Origin of the sequence: Isoptericola sp. NPDC058082, from assembly GCF_042885055.1 — a bacterium.
Taxonomy (GTDB): Bacteria; Actinomycetota; Actinomycetes; order Actinomycetales; family Cellulomonadaceae; genus Isoptericola.
The window spans coordinates 1-15720 of sequence record NZ_JBHVSQ010000029.1; the positions used below are offsets into that span (position 1 = coordinate 1).

Here is a 15720-nt window from a genome sequence, read left to right on the forward strand (position 1 = left end):
AGGGCGCGGCGCACGCGGCGGCGCGCCTCCCGCGCCACCGCCTCGGGCGCCCGGCCCGCGACGACGAGCGCGCCGTGCACCCGCGTCGTCGCGACGGCGAGCCCTGCCGTGAGCACCGGCAGCCCGAGCGCGAGCGCCTGCGCCGCGCCGGAGCCGCCGTCGGCCTGCGCCCCGACCACCGAGAACCGCACCCAGGCGACCCCCGCCAGCGCGCCGAACGCCGCCGGGAGCGCGAGACTCGCGGCCTGGCCGACGACGTCCCACCCCCGCCGCCAGCCCGGCGACGGCAGGCGGCTGCGCAGCCAGAGCGCGGCGTCGCGCACCACCCAGGCCACCAGCAGCGCCACCACGACGGGGTACGCGGCGGCCCAGAGCGCGGCCTCGACGTGCCCGAACGCGGCGAGCAGCACGCCCGCCGCGGCGACGAGCCACACCTCCCCCAGCAGGAGGAACGGCGCGACCGTGGCCAGCACCGTGCGGCGGCGGGCGTCGTCGCGGCCGCCGAGCGCGCGCACCAATGGCACGCCGCCCTGGACGGCGCCGTCGAGCGCGGCCCAGCCGGCGAGCAGGGCGGCGAGCAGGAGGCCCCAGCCGAGGGCGTTCATCGCGTGCCTCCGAAGGTGAGGAGCTCGGTGCGGTCCTCGGTGCGGTCCTCGGCCCGGGCGCCGGGCCCGCCGCCGGGATCGCCGTCGGGCTCGTCGTCGGCGTCGCGCAGGACGTCGGCCGGCGGGGCGCCGAGGGCGAGGCGCGTCGTGCCGCGGCGGGCGAGGCGCGCCATGACGGACCAGTCCACGACGGCGAGGGTGACCATCACGCCGACGAGGACCACGAGGGACGTGATCACCGCCGCCGCGGACGCGTCGGACACGGCGTCCTCGGTGCGCAGCACGCCCGCGATCGCCCAGGGCTGGCGGCCGATCTCGCGGGCCGCCCAGCCCAGCAGCGCCGTGAGGAACGGCACCGGCAGCAGCACGGTGAGCGTGCCGTAGAGGCCGCTGCGCAGCGGCCGCCACAGGCGGAACAGCACGTTGCCGGGCAGCAGGAGCAGCAGCACGCACCCGACGACGAACGCCAGGCCGGCGACGCCCTGCATCACCGCGTACGCGATGCCCACGACCGGCGGGTCGCCGCCCGGCACGTCCTGCAGGTACTCGAACTGCGCGTACCCGAAGGAGGTCGCGACGAACGCGCCGACCGTGCCGGTGACCAGCCCGATCCGCATCGAGCGACGCCACACGTCGTTCTCCGGCGACATCACGGCGCCCGGGAGGCCGGCCGCGACCACGCCGGGCAGCCGCGACGGCGCCCGGCGCAGGTGCCACGCGCTGACCCCGACCAGCAGGAACGCCCCCGCCATGAGGCACGCCCCCACCACGTGCAGCGCCGACAGCAGCGCCGCCGGGTTGGTGACCAGGGCCGCCGCGTCGGTGACGCGGGCCACGCCGTCCACCAGCTCGAAGCCGACCGGGTTCCGCAGGAAGCCGTTCGCCACCATCACGGTGAACGCCGAGAGGTAGCCGGTGACGACGACCGCCCAGAACGCCGCGGTGTGCGCCCGGCGCGGCAGCACGTGCCACCCGAACACCCACAGCCCGAGGAACGTGGACTCCAGGAAGAACGCCGCCATCGTCTCGATCACCAGCGGGGCGCCGAACACGCCGCCGGCCACGTCGAGCAGGCCCGGGAAGTGCAGGCCGAGCTGCAGCTCCATGACGATGCCGGCGGCGATGCCCAGCGCGTAGTTGACCAGGTAGAGCTGGCCCCAGAACCGGGTGGCGGTCTCGAGCGTCGCCGCCCGCCCGGCGTCGCGGGCCGCCGCCCACCGGGTCTGCAGGATCGCCACGACGGGCCCGAGCCCCAGCGTCACCAGGACGAAGAGGAAGTGCGTCCCGGCGAGCAGCGCGAACTGCAGGCGGGCGGCGTCGACGGCGGTCATGCGGCTGACGCTAGGGCGCCCGAACCCCGCGGTCCCAGGGTTTTCGGGACCTTCGGGGGACAACCCTGAGCGATTTCGGGGGACTCCCCTACCCCGCGGGCGGCGTCAGGCGGCAGGGCGCTTGACGACGACCACGACCTCGATGGCCTGGCCGGCCCCGTAGCTCGGCGACAGGGTCCCCACGGCCTCCCAACCGTCCCGGCCGAGGTCGTTGAGGTCACGCTCCATCTGGGCGTAGTCGAAGCCGCGCATCGCGAGCTTGTAGGTGAGCACCTTGTGCTCCCACGCGGTGGTCGGTGCGGTCATGGTCGGTCTCCCTCGCTGATCGGTGCTGTCGGTGCTGTCGGTGCTGTCGGTGCTCCGGTGGGACGGTGCGCCCGTCCGGTCAGGCGCGCGCCGCCAGGGCGCTCCGCCACCCGATGCGGCCGCCGGTCTGCAGCAGCGCCCCGCGGTAGGCCCGCTCGCTCACGAGCAGGGCGACGACGGCGAACGCGGCGAGGATCAGCAGCGACACGACCGGCTCCCACCAGGCGGCGTCGCCGGACAGCACGCGCACGGGCATCGAGACGACGTTCGCCACCGGGACGTACGACAGGACCGTCTCGAAGGTGCCGCTGGCGGAGAACGTCAGGAAGTACACGCCCATGATCGCCATCGTCATCGGGGTGGTGGTGTGCTGCAGGTCCTCGGTGCGCGACGCGAGCGCACCCGCCACCGCGTACAGGGCCGCGAGGCCGAGGAAGCCGACGGCGAAGAAGAGCACGAACCAGACGAGCGACGTCGACAGCGACGGCAGGATCGACGCCGTCGGCGTGAACGACAGCGCGGCGAGGCCGACAGCCGCGAACACGACGTTCTGCGCCAGGGCCACGACCGAGCTGCCGAGGATCTTGCCGGCCAGCAGGTGCCGCAGCGGCACGGCGGTGGCCATGATCTCCACCAGGCGCGACTGCTTCTCCTCCACCACGCTGCCCGCGATCATCTGCCCGGAGCCGAGCGCCCCGATGAAGAACAGCAGGGCGAGGGCGAACGACGCGAAGAACAGCGTCTGCGAGTCCACGGCGTCGCCGTCGACCCGGTCGGTGGTCAGGGTGCCGCCCGCGGTGAGCTCGGCGGCGGTGGTGCCGGCCGCCTGCGCGTTGGCGTCGAGCGCCTGGGCGGCCACGCCGGCCGTGAGCAGGCGGGTCAGCGTGCTGTCGGGGGCCGCCTGGCCGGTGAGCACCCAGCCGCCGTCCGTCGACCCGGCGTCGCTCCCGTCGGCGGGGTGCAGCCAGGCGTCCGCGTCGCCGTCCGCGAGCGCCGCGCGGGCGGCCTCGTCGTCGGGCACCTCGAGGGTCGTGAGCTCGGCGCCCCCGCCCTGCTCCTCGGGGATCGCGGCCGCGGACTCGACGGACGCCGTCGCGGCGGCGTCCCCGGCCACGACGGCCACCGTGAAGCTCTCCGTCTTGCTGCCCTGCCAGGCCATGAACCCCGCCAGCGCGGCGATGATCGCGACCGAGACGAGCAGCCCCACGAGGAACGTCTTGTTGAGCGCGCGCACCACGATCTCGCGCTTCATCACGACGAGCCACGCACCGCGCGTGCTCTCCTCGCCGGTCCGGTCGAGGGTGCCCTGCGTGTCCGGGCGGGTGGGGGTGGTGGTGGTCATGCGTTGCTCCTTTCGCGCGAACGCTGCGGTGCCTCACTCCGGCACGCCTCGTTCCTCGGCGTACCTCCGCGGGGGCCCCGCGCGTTCACGCGGTCACCTCGCGGTAGATCTGGGCCAGCGTGGGCCGGACAGGGGTGAGCTCGCGGACGCCGCCGCGCTCGAGGCCGGTGGCGAGCAGGCGCTGCAGCGCCGCGTCGTCGACCACCTCGAGGAGCGCGACGGACCCGTCGACGTCGACCGCGTGCACGCCGGGGACGCCGCGCACCCAGCCGGCGTCGCCGCCCGCGACGAGGCGGTGGCGCAGCGCACCGGTCCGCTGCAGGTCCGCCGGCGCGCCGTCCGCCATGACGCGACCGGACTTGAGGATGACGAGCCGCTCGCACAGCCGCTCCACGAGGTCGAGCTGGTGCGAGCTGAACAGCACGGGCACGCCCCGGGCGGTGTGCTCGGCGAGCAGGTCGACCATGCCGTCGACGGCGGCCGGGTCGAGGCCGCTGAACGGCTCGTCGAGCACCAGCAGCCGCGGCGTGCCCATCAGCGCGGCGACGATCTGCACGCGCTGCTGGTTGCCGAGCGAGAGCTTCTCGACGTGCTCCTTGGACCGGCCGGCCAGGCCGAGCCGGTCGAGCATGTCGAGCACCTCCGCGCGGGCCCGCGGGGCCGCGATGCCCCGCAGGCGGGCCAGGTAGACGAGCTGGTCGAGCACCGGCTGCTTCGGGTAGAGGCCGCGCTCCTCCGGCATGTACCCGAACGCGCGGCGGTCCGCGCGCGTGACCGGGTCGCCGCCGAACCGCACCTCGCCGGCCGTGGGCGCCAGGACGCCCATGATCATCCGCATGGTCGTCGTCTTGCCGGCGCCGTTGCCGCCGACGAACCCGGTGAGCAGCCCGGCCGGGGCCGCGAACGAGACGTCGTCGACGGCCGTGAGGTCGCCGAACGTCCGGGTCAGGCCCCGGACCTCGAGGAAGTCGTTGTCCATGACGACGACGCTACGGAACGCGGGCCCGGGACGGATCCGCCCGGCGGCGGAGATCCGCGCCTCCCCCGCGGGGCGGACCGGAGCGTCCGCGCACCCCCGACTTTCGTCGCGCGGCGGTCGACCGCGGTCGGTACCGGTCGGCGCGGGGCCCTGGCACCGTGCAGCGGGACGCACGATCCACCGGCGAGCACCCGGCGCCCCGACGAAGGAGAGCACGATGACGTTCACGAACCCGCAGGGCACCCGCGGCGCCCGTCAGCCCCGCGGCCGCTTCCTCGCCGGCAGGAACCGGCGGGCGGCGCGGCGCGCGGGCCGGGCCACCGGCGACCTGCTCGCCCTGACGACGATCGGCCGGAGGACCGGCCAGGAGCGGTCCACCCCCGTCGGCGGCTTCCCGGGCGGAGACGGCAGCTGGATCGTCGTCGCGTCCGCCGCCGGCGCCCGCGCGAACCCCGCCTGGTACCTCAACCTCGCGGCCCACCCCGACCGCGCGACCGTCACGACCGGCGGCCGGACCGTGCCCGTCGTCGCCGAGGAGCTGCACGGGGCCGAGCGTGCCGCCGCCTGGCGGACCGTCACGACCACGTCCCCCGGTTTCGCCGGGTACCAGGCCCGGACGGACCGCGAGCTGCCCGTCATCCGGCTGACCCCGCGCGGGTGACCCTCGACGTCGTACCTGGTGACGGTTCCGCACCGCGGACCGTCACCAGGTACGACGTCGACAGCACCAAGGAGGTGCTGGCAGGCCACGGTCGAGGCCTCCACCCTTCGTGCTCGAGCAGCTGCCCGACGTCCGTGACCACGACGCCCCGTACCGAGGAGATGCCGGTGTCGAGGACGCCGAGCATCGCGCGCCGCCATCGCCCCTGCCGGACGAGCGCAGCGACCTGCTGGTCCGTCAGACCGTGCTCGCGGCACTGTGCGACGGACACCAGGCCCTCCTGGAGCGCGGCGATCCGGCCGAGCGACGAGGGGACCACGATCCGGCGGGGCATCGCACCAGCCAAGCCGAGCCGGGCGGCAGGCCGGCGGCGTCATCCACAGTTCCTCGACGTAGCACCCGGTGACGGTTCAGCAGCGGGAACCGTCACCAGGTACTACGTCAGGGCGCGGTGGTAGTAGACGACGGCCTGCACGCGGTCGCGCAGGTGCAGCTTGGCCAGCACGTTGGAGACGTGGGTCTTGACGGTGGCCTCGCCGAGGAACAGCTCGCCGGCGATCTCGGCGTTCGACAGCCCCTGGCCCACGAGCACCAGGACCTCCCGCTCCCGCGGGGTGAGGAGGTCCAGGGCGGCGTCCGGCCGCGACGACCCGACGGCCGGCGGGCGCGCCCGTCCGCCGCCCGTCCCCTCGACCATCCGGGCGATGACGCGCTTCGTGACCTCCGGCGCGAGCAGCGCGTGCCCGGCGGCGACGGTGCGGACGGCGTCCACCAGCCGGTCGGCGTCGGAGTTCTTCAGCAGGAAGCCGGACGCGCCGGCGCGCAGGGCGTCGTCCACGTAGGCGTCGTCGTCGAACGTCGTGAGCACGAGCACCTTGGCGAGGTCGTCCGCGACGATGCGGCGGGTCGCCTCGATGCCGTCCATCACCGGCATCTGGACGTCCATGAGCACGACGTCGGGGCGCAGCGCGCGCACCTGCTCCAGCGCCTGCGCGCCGTCGGCGGCCTCGCCCACCACCTCGAGGTCGGCCTCGACGCCCAGGATCATCGCGAAGCCGGACCGCACCAGCCGCTGGTCGTCGACGAGCAGCACCCGCACAGGCGCGTCGGGGCCGGTCACGGGCGGTCTGGGGACGTCGAGCGAGGCAAGGGCAGGCGCACCCGCACACGGTAGCCGCCGGTGGCCCGCGGGCCGACGTCGGCGATCCCGCCGTGCGTCGCGACGCGCTCGCGCACGCCGACCAGGCCGAGCCCGGTCCCCGTGGAGCCGGGGCGCGGGCGGCCGTCGTCGAGCACCTCCACCTCGGCGAAGCCGTGCGGGAACCGGTCCGCGGACGGGTCGTCGCGCCGCGCCGGACGGCGGTCCACGCGCACGACGACGCGCGCGGACCGGGCCGTGGAGTGCTTGCGCACGTTGCTCAGCGCCTCCTGCGCGGTGCGGTACAGGCTGAGGCCGACGGGCGCGGGCACGGCGTCGACGGCACCCGGCTCGGCGACGACCCGCACCTCGACGTCGAGCCCGGCGTCGTCCGCGAGGGACGGGACGTCGGCCAGCCCGGGCTCCGGCGCGCGCCCGCCGCCCGAGCCCGCGTCGCCCGGGCCGTCGCCGTCCTCGACCCCGCGCAGCGTGCCGAGCAGCCCGCGCATCTGGGCCACGGCCTCGCGCGACTCGCCCTCGATGGTGGCCAGCGGCGCAGCGGCCGAGGCCGGGTCGCCGGCCAGCATCCGCCGGGCGGCGGCGGCCTGGATGCCGATGACGGACACGTGGTGGGCGACGACGTCGTGCAGCTCGCGGGCGATGCGCAGCCGCTCGGTGACGACCGCCTGCCGCTGCAGCTCCGCCGTCTGGCGCTCGATGGTCGCGGCCTGGTCCTGGAGCTGCTCGCGCCGGCGCGCGCCGTGCCACATGAGCTGGCCGCCCACGACCGCCCCGTAGAAGTAGGCGAGGTTGATGAGCAGGTTGTACGCGGTGAACGCCACCCCCGGGTCGACCAGGCCGGGCCGCTCGTCGGCGAGCCCCATCTGCTCGACGATGCCGTCGATGCCGGCCCCGACGGCGAACTGCCAGGCCAGCCACCCGAACATCGCCAGCAGGGCGGCGCCCACGACGAGGGCCATCGCCTGCCGGTCGCGCGCCCACGCGACCGCGCTGAACAGCGCGACGAAGTAGACGACCTGCAGCGGCACGAGGATCGTCACCATCGGGACGGTCAGCCCGACCACGAGGAAGTGCACGTACACCACGGAGAGCACGACCAGGGGGAACCGCCGGCGCCACATGAGCGGCGCGGCGCCCAGGGCGGCGAGCAGGTAGAGCAGCCAGGTCGGGGCCTGCTCGTCCTCGAAGTACCCGAAGCTGCGGGCGAGCTCGGCGCCCACGAGGGAGACGACGACGAACGCCGCGCCCAGCCACAGGTCGTTGCGGTAGGCGCGGGCGGGGTCGGCGGGCACGCGCTCCCACCCCGAGTCGATCCCCCACCAGTCGGCGAGGCGCGCGGTCCACGAGGCGCGGTGCTGGGGCATCCGGTCAGCCTAGAGAGGGGAATGCGGTGGGCGCCTCCCCCAGGAGGTGGAAGTGTGGGCCCATGAGCCTCCCCACGTCGGCGGACTTCTGGATCTGCCGCACCTGCGCCGTCGAGCACTCCACCCGACCGGAGGTCTGCGCGATCTGCGCGGACGAGCGCCAGTGGGTGCCCGTGACCGGCCAGGCGTGGACCACCCTGGACGAGCTCGCGGCCGAGGGCCTCGCCGTCGAGGTCGCCGAGCTCGAGCCCGACCTGCTCGCCCTGCACGCGACGCCGCACGTGGGCATCGGGCAGCAGGCGAAGGTGGTGCGCACCGACGCGGGCGCGCTGCTGTGGGACCCGCTCGGCTTCGTGGACGACGTGGGCGTCGCGGCGGTCGTGTCGGCCGCCGCGGGCGGCGACGTCGTGATCGCCGCCAGCCATCCGCACATGTTCGGCGTGCAGGTGGAGTGGAGCCGCCGCCTGGCCGCGGCCACCGGCCGCGACGTGCCTGTCCTCGTGAGCGAGGCCGACGCCGGCTGGGTGGCCCGCCCGGACGCCGTGATCGAGACGTGGTCGCCGGACGCGTCCGGCGAGCGCGAGGTGCTGCCCGGCGTCGTGCTCAGCCAGCCGGGCGGGCACTTCCCCGGCTCGGCGGTGGTGCACTGGACCGGCGCCGACGGGCGCGGCGTGCTCCTGTCGGGCGACACGATCTTCGCCAACCCGGACCGCACGGCGAGCTTCATGCGCAGCTACCCCAACCGCATCCCGCTGTCGGGCGCGGTCGTGACGCGCGTCGCCGAGCACGTGGCCCGCCGACCGTTCGACCGGCTCTACAACAACTTCGACGGGGTGATCCCGGCCGACGCGCGCGACGTCGTGCTGCGCTCCGCCGAGCGGCACGCGGCATGGGCGCGCGGCGACTTCGACCACCTCACCTGATCACCGCGCCGCCGGCTCGACGGCGCCGCCGGCCGGGTCCGCCGCAGGCTCGACGGCGGGCGCGGGCGAGCCGTGACCCGGACGTACACTCCCGGGGTGAGCCAGCCGTCCACGTCCCCACCCAGCACCGGCTCGGGACGGGCGGCCGGGGTGGCGCTCGCGATCGTCGCCGGTCTCGCCGCCGCGCTGCAGAGCCGGGTCAACGGCTCGCTCGCCACCGCGATGGACAGCCCTTTCGTCGCGGCGTTCTTCTCGTTCAGCTCCGGCCTGGTGCTGCTGCTGGTCGCTCTGGCGTTCTCGCCGACGGGGCGCGCCGCGGTGCGCCGCGTCGGGACGGGGCTGCGCACCGGCGGCCTGCGCCCGTGGGAGTGCCTCGGCGGTCTCGGCGGGGCCTTCTTCGTGATGTCGCAGGGCCTGACCGTCGACGTCCTCGGCGTGGCGGTCTTCACCGTCGCCCTGGTGGCCGGGCAGTCGGTGAGCTCGCTCGTCATCGACCGGGTCGGCATCGCCCCCGGCGGCGTCCGCCTGGTCACCCTCGGGCGCGTGCTCGGCCCGGCCCTGACCGTCGTCGCGGTGGTGGTCGTCTCCGGCGCGGGGGCGTCCACGGCGGCGCTCGCCCTCGCGCTGTTCCCGCTGGTGGCGGGGGTGCTGCAGTCGTTCCAGCAGGCCCTCAACGGCAGGGTGCGGTCGGCGGTGCGCGTCACGACCCCGGCGGGCGCCCGGGCCCGGCTCGGCGGGGACGGCGGGGTGATCGCGGCGACCGTCGTCAGCTTCGTCGTGGGCACGGCGGCCCTGCTCGTGGTCATGGGCGTCGCGCTCGCCGTCGGCGGTGCCCCGGCGGGAGGCCTGCCGCCGGACCTCCTGCTCTACTCCGGCGGCCTGCTGGGCGTCACGTTCATCGCCCTGCAGGCGGCCGTCGTGCAGCGCATCGGCGTGCTGCTGCTCGGGCTGGGCATGATCGCGGGCCAGGTGGTGGGCGCGCTCGTGCTCGACGTGCTCTCCCCCACCATCGCGCCGCCCGGCGCCGCGACGTACGTCGGCGCGGCGCTCACCCTCGTCGCCGTCGCCGTCCCCCTTCTCGAGGGCGCGCTGCGCCGACGCTGACCGCCCGAGCGGCCCGGGACGCGCCGACGCCGCCACGACCAGGGCGGTCGTGGCGGCGTCGGCGTGCGTGGTGCTCAGCGGGTGACGCGGTGCGTCACTTCTGCCAGCCCCAGTTCTCCGGGTGCGGGGCGAGGCCCTGGAAGCCGGAGGTGCGCCAGCCGAAGTTGGCCAGGCCCTTCTTCACCGCGGTCATCTCCGGACCGAAGTCGATCGGGAAGGTGCCGTACTGCTCCAGCGCCTTCTTCTCCGCCTCGTTGAACGCGGCGACCGCCTGCGGGATGTCCTCGATGGTGCCCGGCTTCTTCATCAGCTCGTCGATCTCCTTCGACCCGATGTAGGTGAAGTTCGAGTCGGAGTCGGAGCCGTAGAGCTGGTAGCCCGAGGTGCTGTAGCCGTACGGGTCGGAGGACGACCAGGCCATGATGAGCATCTCGTACTTGCCGCCCAGCACGGTGTCCGAGAACTTCGACGAGTCCTGGTTGTCGAGCTCGACCTCGATGCCGGCGGCCTTGAGCATGGCCTGCACGGCGTTCGCCATGGCGGTCTGCGTCGGGCTGTCACCGAAGAAGGTGTACTTGAGGTGGACCGGCTTGCCGTCCTTCTCGTAGTAGCCCGACCCCTCGTTGAGGGTGTAGCCGGCGCCCTCGAGCGTGGCCTTGGCGTTCTCCACCGAGTAGGCGGCGTCGGCCGGCATGTTGTTCTCGTAGCCGTCCTGGATCGGCGACATCACCTCGGACCCGGCCGGGTCCTCCTCCCAGCCGAGACCCTGGAAGTCGATCTCGGCGAGCTTGGTGACGTCGGTCGCCTGCGTGACGGCCTTGCGCACCGCGATGTCCTGCAGCGCCTCGGCCTTGGTGTTCAGCGTGAACACGCCGGTCGACAGGGCGTAGTTGATGAGGATCTGCACGTCGTCCATGCCGCGCGCCACCTTGAGGCGGTCGGCCGCGGCCACGCCGGTGGAGTCGATCTCGCCGTTCTGGAACGCGTTGATGGAGGCGGCCTCCTCCATCTGCTTGAAGACGATCTTCTCCAGCTTCGGCGTCTCGCCCCACCACTTGGGGTTCGGCACGAAGGTGGCCTGCGTCTCGTCCTGCGAGTCGACGATGAACGGACCGGCGGCCCACTCGTTGTGCGGCTCGTTCACCCAGCCCTCGGTGTAGGTCTTCACGTCCAGGCTGTCCGGGTGCATCAGGTTCAGGAACAGGAACTGGTACGGGAAGAACGGCGCGTCGAAGGTGACGACGACCTGCTTGTCGTCCTTGCCCTTCTCCACCGACTTGACCTGGTCGTAGCCGGTGGTCGAGACCGGGTTGTAGCCCTTGGTCTTGCCCGACTGCGCCTTCCAGGTGGCCTCGAAGGCCGTCCAGTCGATCGGCGTGCCGTCGTTCCAGGTGGCCTTGGGGTTGACGTCGTAGGTGACGACCAGCGGGTCCTTCGAGGTGACCTCGACCTTGGACAGGTAGTCGGGGTTCGGCGTCGGGTTGCCCGCGACGTCGTAGTCCCACAGGGACGCCTGGTAGAGCTTCCAGAAGTCGCCCATGTACCGGGTGTTGCCGTCGACCGAGAACGCGTTCCAGTTCGGCGTGACCTCTTCGATCGGCAGCGTCAGCGTGCCGCCGTCCTTGACGTTCTCGCGGTCCTGCGGGTTGTTGTACGCCTTGCCGGCCTCGGGCATGGGCAGCGCGCCCTGGTACGACGAGGGGACGCCGTCGGCGGGCTGCGTCGTCATCGACGTGTCGCCGTTGCCCTGGGCCGTGCCCTCGTCGTCGCCACCGCCGGAGCCGCACGCGGCCAGGGTGAGCGCGAGCACCGCGGCAGCAGCGACCGCACCGACGCCCTTCTTGCGGATCGTTGTCATGATTCTCCTTGAGAAGCGTCTACCCGGTCGGGTAGATGACCCGGACGGGTCAGGCGCGGGTGGTCTCCCGCACGTCTGGGGTGCCCGCCGACATGGTCAGCGGGAAGTGGCAGGCCGCGAGCTGGTCGTCGCCGCCGGTGAGCACCGGCAGCACGGTGTCGCAGCGGTGCTGGTCGTCGGCCGACAGCGTGGCGCGCACGGGGCAGCGGCTGGCGAAGCGGCAGCCCGGGATCTCCTCGACCGGGCTGGGCAGGTCGCCCTCGAGCACCACCCGCTTGCGCCCGCGCTCGAGCTGCGGGTCGGGCAGCGGTACCGCCGACAGCAGGGCCTGCGTGTACGGGTGGCGCGGCGCGGTGAAGACCGCCTCGGTGTCCCCCGACTCGACGACCTGCCCGAGGTACATCACGGCCACGCGGCTCGAGATGTGCCGGATCACGGACAGGTCGTGCGCGACGAAGAGGAACGCGACGCCGAGCTGGGCCTGCAGGTCCTCGAGCAGGTTGATGACGCCGGCCTGGATCGACACGTCGAGGGCGGACACCGGCTCGTCGAGCACGATGAGCCGCGGGCTCACGGCCAGGGCGCGCGCGATGGCGATGCGCTGGCGCTGGCCGCCGGAGAACTGCGACGGGAACCGGTCGACGTGGTCGGGGTTGAGGCCCACCAGCTTCATGAGCTCGTCGATGCGGGCGTTGACCTTCTGCCGCGACCAGCCGTGCACCTTGAGCGGCTCCGCGAGCACGTCGTAGACCGGCATGCGCGGGTCCAGCGAGCTCATCGGGTCCTGGAACACGATCTGCAGGTCGCGCCGCAGCGCGGACCGCTCGGACCGCGAGAGCTCTTCGAGGTTCTTGCCGAGCACGGCCACCCGTCCGCCCTGCGGCGCCTCGAGCTTCATGATCTCGAGCAGCGTCGTCGTCTTGCCGGAGCCCGACTCGCCGACCAGCGCGACGGTCTCGCCGGCGCGCACGTCGAAGGTCACGCCGTCCACCGCCTTGACGGTGCCGACGCGGCGGCGCAGGAAGCCGCCCTTGGTGAGCGGGAAGTGCCGCTTGAGGCCCTCGACCTCGAGCACGACCTCGCGCTCGGAGCGCGGCACGGCCTCGAGAGTCGACTCGGCGGCCTCCGCCACCTCGTACACGTCCTCGAACGTGACGCCCTGCTCGGCGAGCTCGTCGGCGCGCACGCACGCGGCGAGCGTCTCGGGCCGGCCGGCCACGGGCAGCAGGTCCGGCTCGGCCGTGCGGCAGCGGTCCTCCGCCAGCGGGCAGCGCGCGGCGAACGGGCAGCCGACGGGCAGGTCGACCAGCGACGGCGGGTTGCCCTGGATCGGCACGAGCCGACGGTTCTCGCCGCGGTCGGGGCGCGGCACGGCGCCGAGCAGCCCCATCGTGTACGGCATGGCGGGACGGGCGAACAGCTCGTCGACCGGCGCCTGCTCCACGGGACGGCCCGCGTACATGACGAGGACGTCGTCGGCCACGCCCGCGACCACACCGAGGTCGTGGGTGATCATCACGACCGCCGCGCCGGTCTCGCGCTGCGCCTTCTTGAGGACCTCGAGCACCTGGGCCTGGATCGTCACGTCGAGGGCCGTGGTGGGCTCGTCCGCGATGATCACGTCGGGGTCGTTCGCGATCGCGATCGCGATCATCACGCGCTGGCGCATGCCGCCCGAGAACTGGTGCGGGTAGGCCTTGAGCCGCTCGGCCGGGTTGGGGATGCCGACCAGGTCCAGCAGCTCGACCGACCGCTCGCGCACCTGCTTGCGGTTCAGGTCCTGGTGCAGGTCGAGCGCCTCGGCGAGCTGGTCGCCGATGGAGAACACCGGGGTCAGGGCCGACAGCGGGTCCTGGAAGACCATCGCCATGTCGTTGCCGCGGTACTTCGAGAGCTCGAGCTCGCTCAGGCCGAGCAGCTCGGTGCCCTTGAGCCGGATGGAACCCTCGACACGGGCGTTCTCGTCGAGCAGCCCCATGACCGACAGGGACGTCACGGACTTGCCCGACCCGGACTCGCCCACGATGCCGAGGGTGCGCCCGGGCAGGAGGTCGAAGCTCACGCCGCGGACGGCGCGGACGGTGCCGGCCTCCGAGGCGAAGCTCACCTGCAGGTCGCGCACGCTCAGGACGGGGTTCATGCTCGGCCTCCCGACCGGGAGTTCGGATCGATGGCGTCGCGCAGCCCGTCGCCGATGAGCTGCACGGAGAACGTGAGCAGCACCAGCGCGACCGACGGCGCGATGAGCACCCACGGCGCGGTGAGGATGACGCTCTGCCCGGCCTGGAGGATGGTGCCGAGCGAGGTGTCGGGGGCCTTGATGCCGAGGCCGAGGAAGGACAGCGCCGTCTCGGCGTTCACGGCGGCGACCACGCCGAGCACCGTCTGGATGATGAGCACCGACCCGAGGTTCGGGATGAGGTGCCGGCGGATGATCGTGAACGACCGCACGCCCATGTACTTCGCCGCGTGCACGTAGTCGAGCTCGCGCAGCGACAGCGTCAGGGTGCGCAGCACGCGGGCGTACCCGATCCAGCCGAACACGGTGATGCCGAACGCGAGCCAGATCCACCCGTTGGCGCCCGAGGACGAGCGCACGATCATCGCGATGAGCAGGAACGACGGGATCACGAGCAGCATGTCGAGGACCCACATGCCGACGCGCTCCACCCAGCCCTCGAAGAAGGCGATGGTGGTGCCGACGATCGCGGCGATCACCGTGATCGCCACGGACGACAGGATGCCGATGGCGAGGGAGCGGCCGAGGCCGCGGGCGACGAGCGCGAAGACGTCGGACCCGCCCGTCGTCGTGCCGAACCAGTGCTCGGCGGACGGCGCCTGGGCGAGGGCGAGGAAGTCGGGCTCGTCGTAGCCCCACTGCGCGATGCGCGGGCCCACGAACGCGAACACGACGAGCAGCACCAGCAGGACCAGCCCGACGACGGCGGACGGCCGGCGCGCGAAGCGCCTGGCGATGAGGGTGAAGCGGCCGGTGCGCCGCAGCCCGGTGCTCTGCTCGTCCTCCGCCGTGAGGACGGCGGCGGCCGTGACGGTCAGCTCGGAGTCAGCCATGGTGTCCAGCCCCTCTCAGCTGATCCGGATGCGCGGGTCGAGCCACGCGACGACGAGGTCGGCCAGCAGCGCGCCCACGAGGGTGCACACGCCGGCGAACGCCGCGATGCAGGTCGCGCCGTTGATGTCGTTGTTGACGATCGTGGTGACGAAGTACCGGCCCAGGCCGTTGATCGCGAAGATCGTCTCGGTGATCACCGCGCCGGTGAACACCGTCGCGATCGAGAACGCGACGTTCACGGCCGTCGGGATGAGCGACGTGCGCAGCGCGTGCTTGCGGATCGCGAGGTTCAGCGGCAGCCCCTTGGCGCGCGCCGTCCGCACGTAGTCCGCCTTCATCGTGTCGAGCAGGTAGGTGCGCTGCGTGAGGTGGTAGCTCACGGCGCCGATGATCGTCAGCACGACGGTGGGCAGGATGAGGTGCTGCGCGAAGTCGAGGAGCCACAGCCATGGACTGTCGCCCTCGTAGCTGTGCAGCCCGGTGACGTAGAAGAGCCGGAACCCGACCGCCTCGTTGATGTAGATCGCGCCGATGACGACGAACAGCGCGAGCACCGCCGTCGGGATCACGAGGAAGAAGGTCGCGAAGCCGCCGAGCACGCGGTCCTGCCACTTGTACTGGCGGATCGCGGTGTACACGCCGATCGCGACGCCGATGACGATCGCGAGCACGGTGGCGAGCGTGACGAGCTGCGTCGACGCACCGATCCGGGTGGCGACCGCGCTGGCGACCGGCTCCTGGTCGGGGCTCAGGCCCCAGTTCCAGTGCAGGACGATGTCCGTCAGCCAGCGCCAGTACCGCAGCAGCAGCGGGTCCTCGTCGTTGATGTTCGCCGCGGTGAGGGACGCGTTGATCGAGTCCATCGGCGGCCGCGGGTTGCGCGACAGGTAGTTGGACCGGGGGTCCATGAAGACCGAGGCCAGCAGGTACGTCGCCGAGACGGCGACGAAGAGCATCGCGACGTAGTTGGCCGAACGTCGCAGGAGGAACCTGCCCATCAGTCGCGACCGACGGT

14 protein-coding genes are annotated in these 15720 nt (G+C 73.3%); 3 read left to right on the plus strand and 11 right to left on the minus strand.

From position 1 onward, the window contains the following. The 5 genes from ACFVS0_RS21145 to ACFVS0_RS21165 form a co-directional block, all read right to left on the minus strand. The coding region (locus ACFVS0_RS21145) for a cytochrome d ubiquinol oxidase subunit II (protein ID WP_430589050.1) at positions 1-605 on the minus strand (605 nt) is incomplete at its 3' end. Beyond that, positions 602-1936 (minus strand): cytochrome ubiquinol oxidase subunit I, encoded by a 1335-nt coding sequence (locus ACFVS0_RS21150; protein WP_430584268.1) that lies wholly within the window; start codon positions 1934-1936, stop codon positions 602-604. The genes ACFVS0_RS21150 and ACFVS0_RS21145, both read right to left, overlap by 4 nt. A gap of 105 nt (positions 1937-2041) precedes the next feature. Then, on the minus strand, positions 2042-2242 hold the full coding sequence (locus tag ACFVS0_RS21155) for a DUF4177 domain-containing protein (protein WP_430549113.1): 201 nt from the start codon (positions 2240-2242) through the stop codon (positions 2042-2044). A gap of 79 nt (positions 2243-2321) precedes the next feature. Continuing rightward, entirely contained in the window at positions 2322-3584 is a 1263-nt protein-coding gene (locus ACFVS0_RS21160; protein WP_430589051.1) for an ABC transporter permease, read from the minus strand. An 85-nt stretch (positions 3585-3669) separates the two neighbouring features. Beyond that, positions 3670-4563, minus strand: a complete 894-nt coding sequence (locus ACFVS0_RS21165) for an ABC transporter ATP-binding protein (protein WP_430589052.1) — start codon at positions 4561-4563, stop codon at positions 3670-3672. A gap of 217 nt (positions 4564-4780) precedes the next feature. Between ACFVS0_RS21165 and ACFVS0_RS21170 the strand changes: the two genes are divergently transcribed. Continuing rightward, positions 4781-5224: a nitroreductase/quinone reductase family protein gene (locus ACFVS0_RS21170; protein WP_430549116.1), complete on the plus strand. Its 444-nt coding sequence runs from the start codon at positions 4781-4783 to the stop codon at positions 5222-5224. Positions 5225-5660: 436 nt separating this feature from the next. On the opposite strand, the gene ACFVS0_RS21175 is transcribed toward ACFVS0_RS21170, so the two are convergent. Next, positions 5661-6272 (minus strand): response regulator, encoded by a 612-nt coding sequence (locus tag ACFVS0_RS21175; RefSeq protein WP_430589063.1) that lies wholly within the window; start codon positions 6270-6272, stop codon positions 5661-5663. Positions 6273-6340: 68 nt separating this feature from the next. Then, positions 6341-7747: a sensor histidine kinase gene (locus ACFVS0_RS21180; RefSeq protein ID WP_430589053.1), complete on the minus strand. Its 1407-nt coding sequence runs from the start codon at positions 7745-7747 to the stop codon at positions 6341-6343. A gap of 62 nt (positions 7748-7809) precedes the next feature. Here ACFVS0_RS21180 and ACFVS0_RS21185 point away from each other — a divergent pair, with 62 nt between their 5' ends. Next, positions 7810-8670: a hydrolase gene (locus ACFVS0_RS21185; protein ID WP_430584271.1), complete on the plus strand. Its 861-nt coding sequence runs from the start codon at positions 7810-7812 to the stop codon at positions 8668-8670. Between the two features lie 96 nt (positions 8671-8766). After that, the gene (locus tag ACFVS0_RS21190; RefSeq protein WP_430589054.1) at positions 8767-9774 is read left to right on the plus strand and encodes a DMT family transporter; all 1008 of its coding nucleotides are present in this window, start codon (positions 8767-8769) and stop codon (positions 9772-9774) included. A 94-nt stretch (positions 9775-9868) separates the two neighbouring features. On the opposite strand, the gene ACFVS0_RS21195 is transcribed toward ACFVS0_RS21190, so the two are convergent. From ACFVS0_RS21195 to ACFVS0_RS21210, 4 genes are read right to left on the minus strand one after another with little or no spacing between them, the layout of a single operon-like run. Continuing rightward, entirely contained in the window at positions 9869-11632 is a 1764-nt protein-coding gene (locus ACFVS0_RS21195) for an ABC transporter family substrate-binding protein (RefSeq protein ID WP_430549122.1), read from the minus strand. 49 nt (positions 11633-11681) lie between these two features. Then, positions 11682-13772 carry a dipeptide ABC transporter ATP-binding protein gene (locus ACFVS0_RS21200; protein ID WP_430549123.1) on the minus strand — a complete coding sequence of 697 codons (2091 nt, stop codon included), beginning with the start codon at positions 13770-13772 and terminating at the stop codon, positions 11682-11684. Then, entirely contained in the window at positions 13769-14704 is a 936-nt protein-coding gene (locus ACFVS0_RS21205) for an ABC transporter permease (RefSeq protein WP_430549124.1), read from the minus strand. The genes ACFVS0_RS21200 and ACFVS0_RS21205 overlap by 4 nt, the downstream gene beginning before the upstream one ends. A gap of 15 nt (positions 14705-14719) precedes the next feature. Continuing rightward, complete coding sequence (locus ACFVS0_RS21210; RefSeq protein WP_430564317.1) at positions 14720-15703, minus strand: ABC transporter permease; 984 nt, start codon at positions 15701-15703, stop codon at positions 14720-14722. Between the last annotated feature and the right edge of the window lie 17 nt (positions 15704-15720).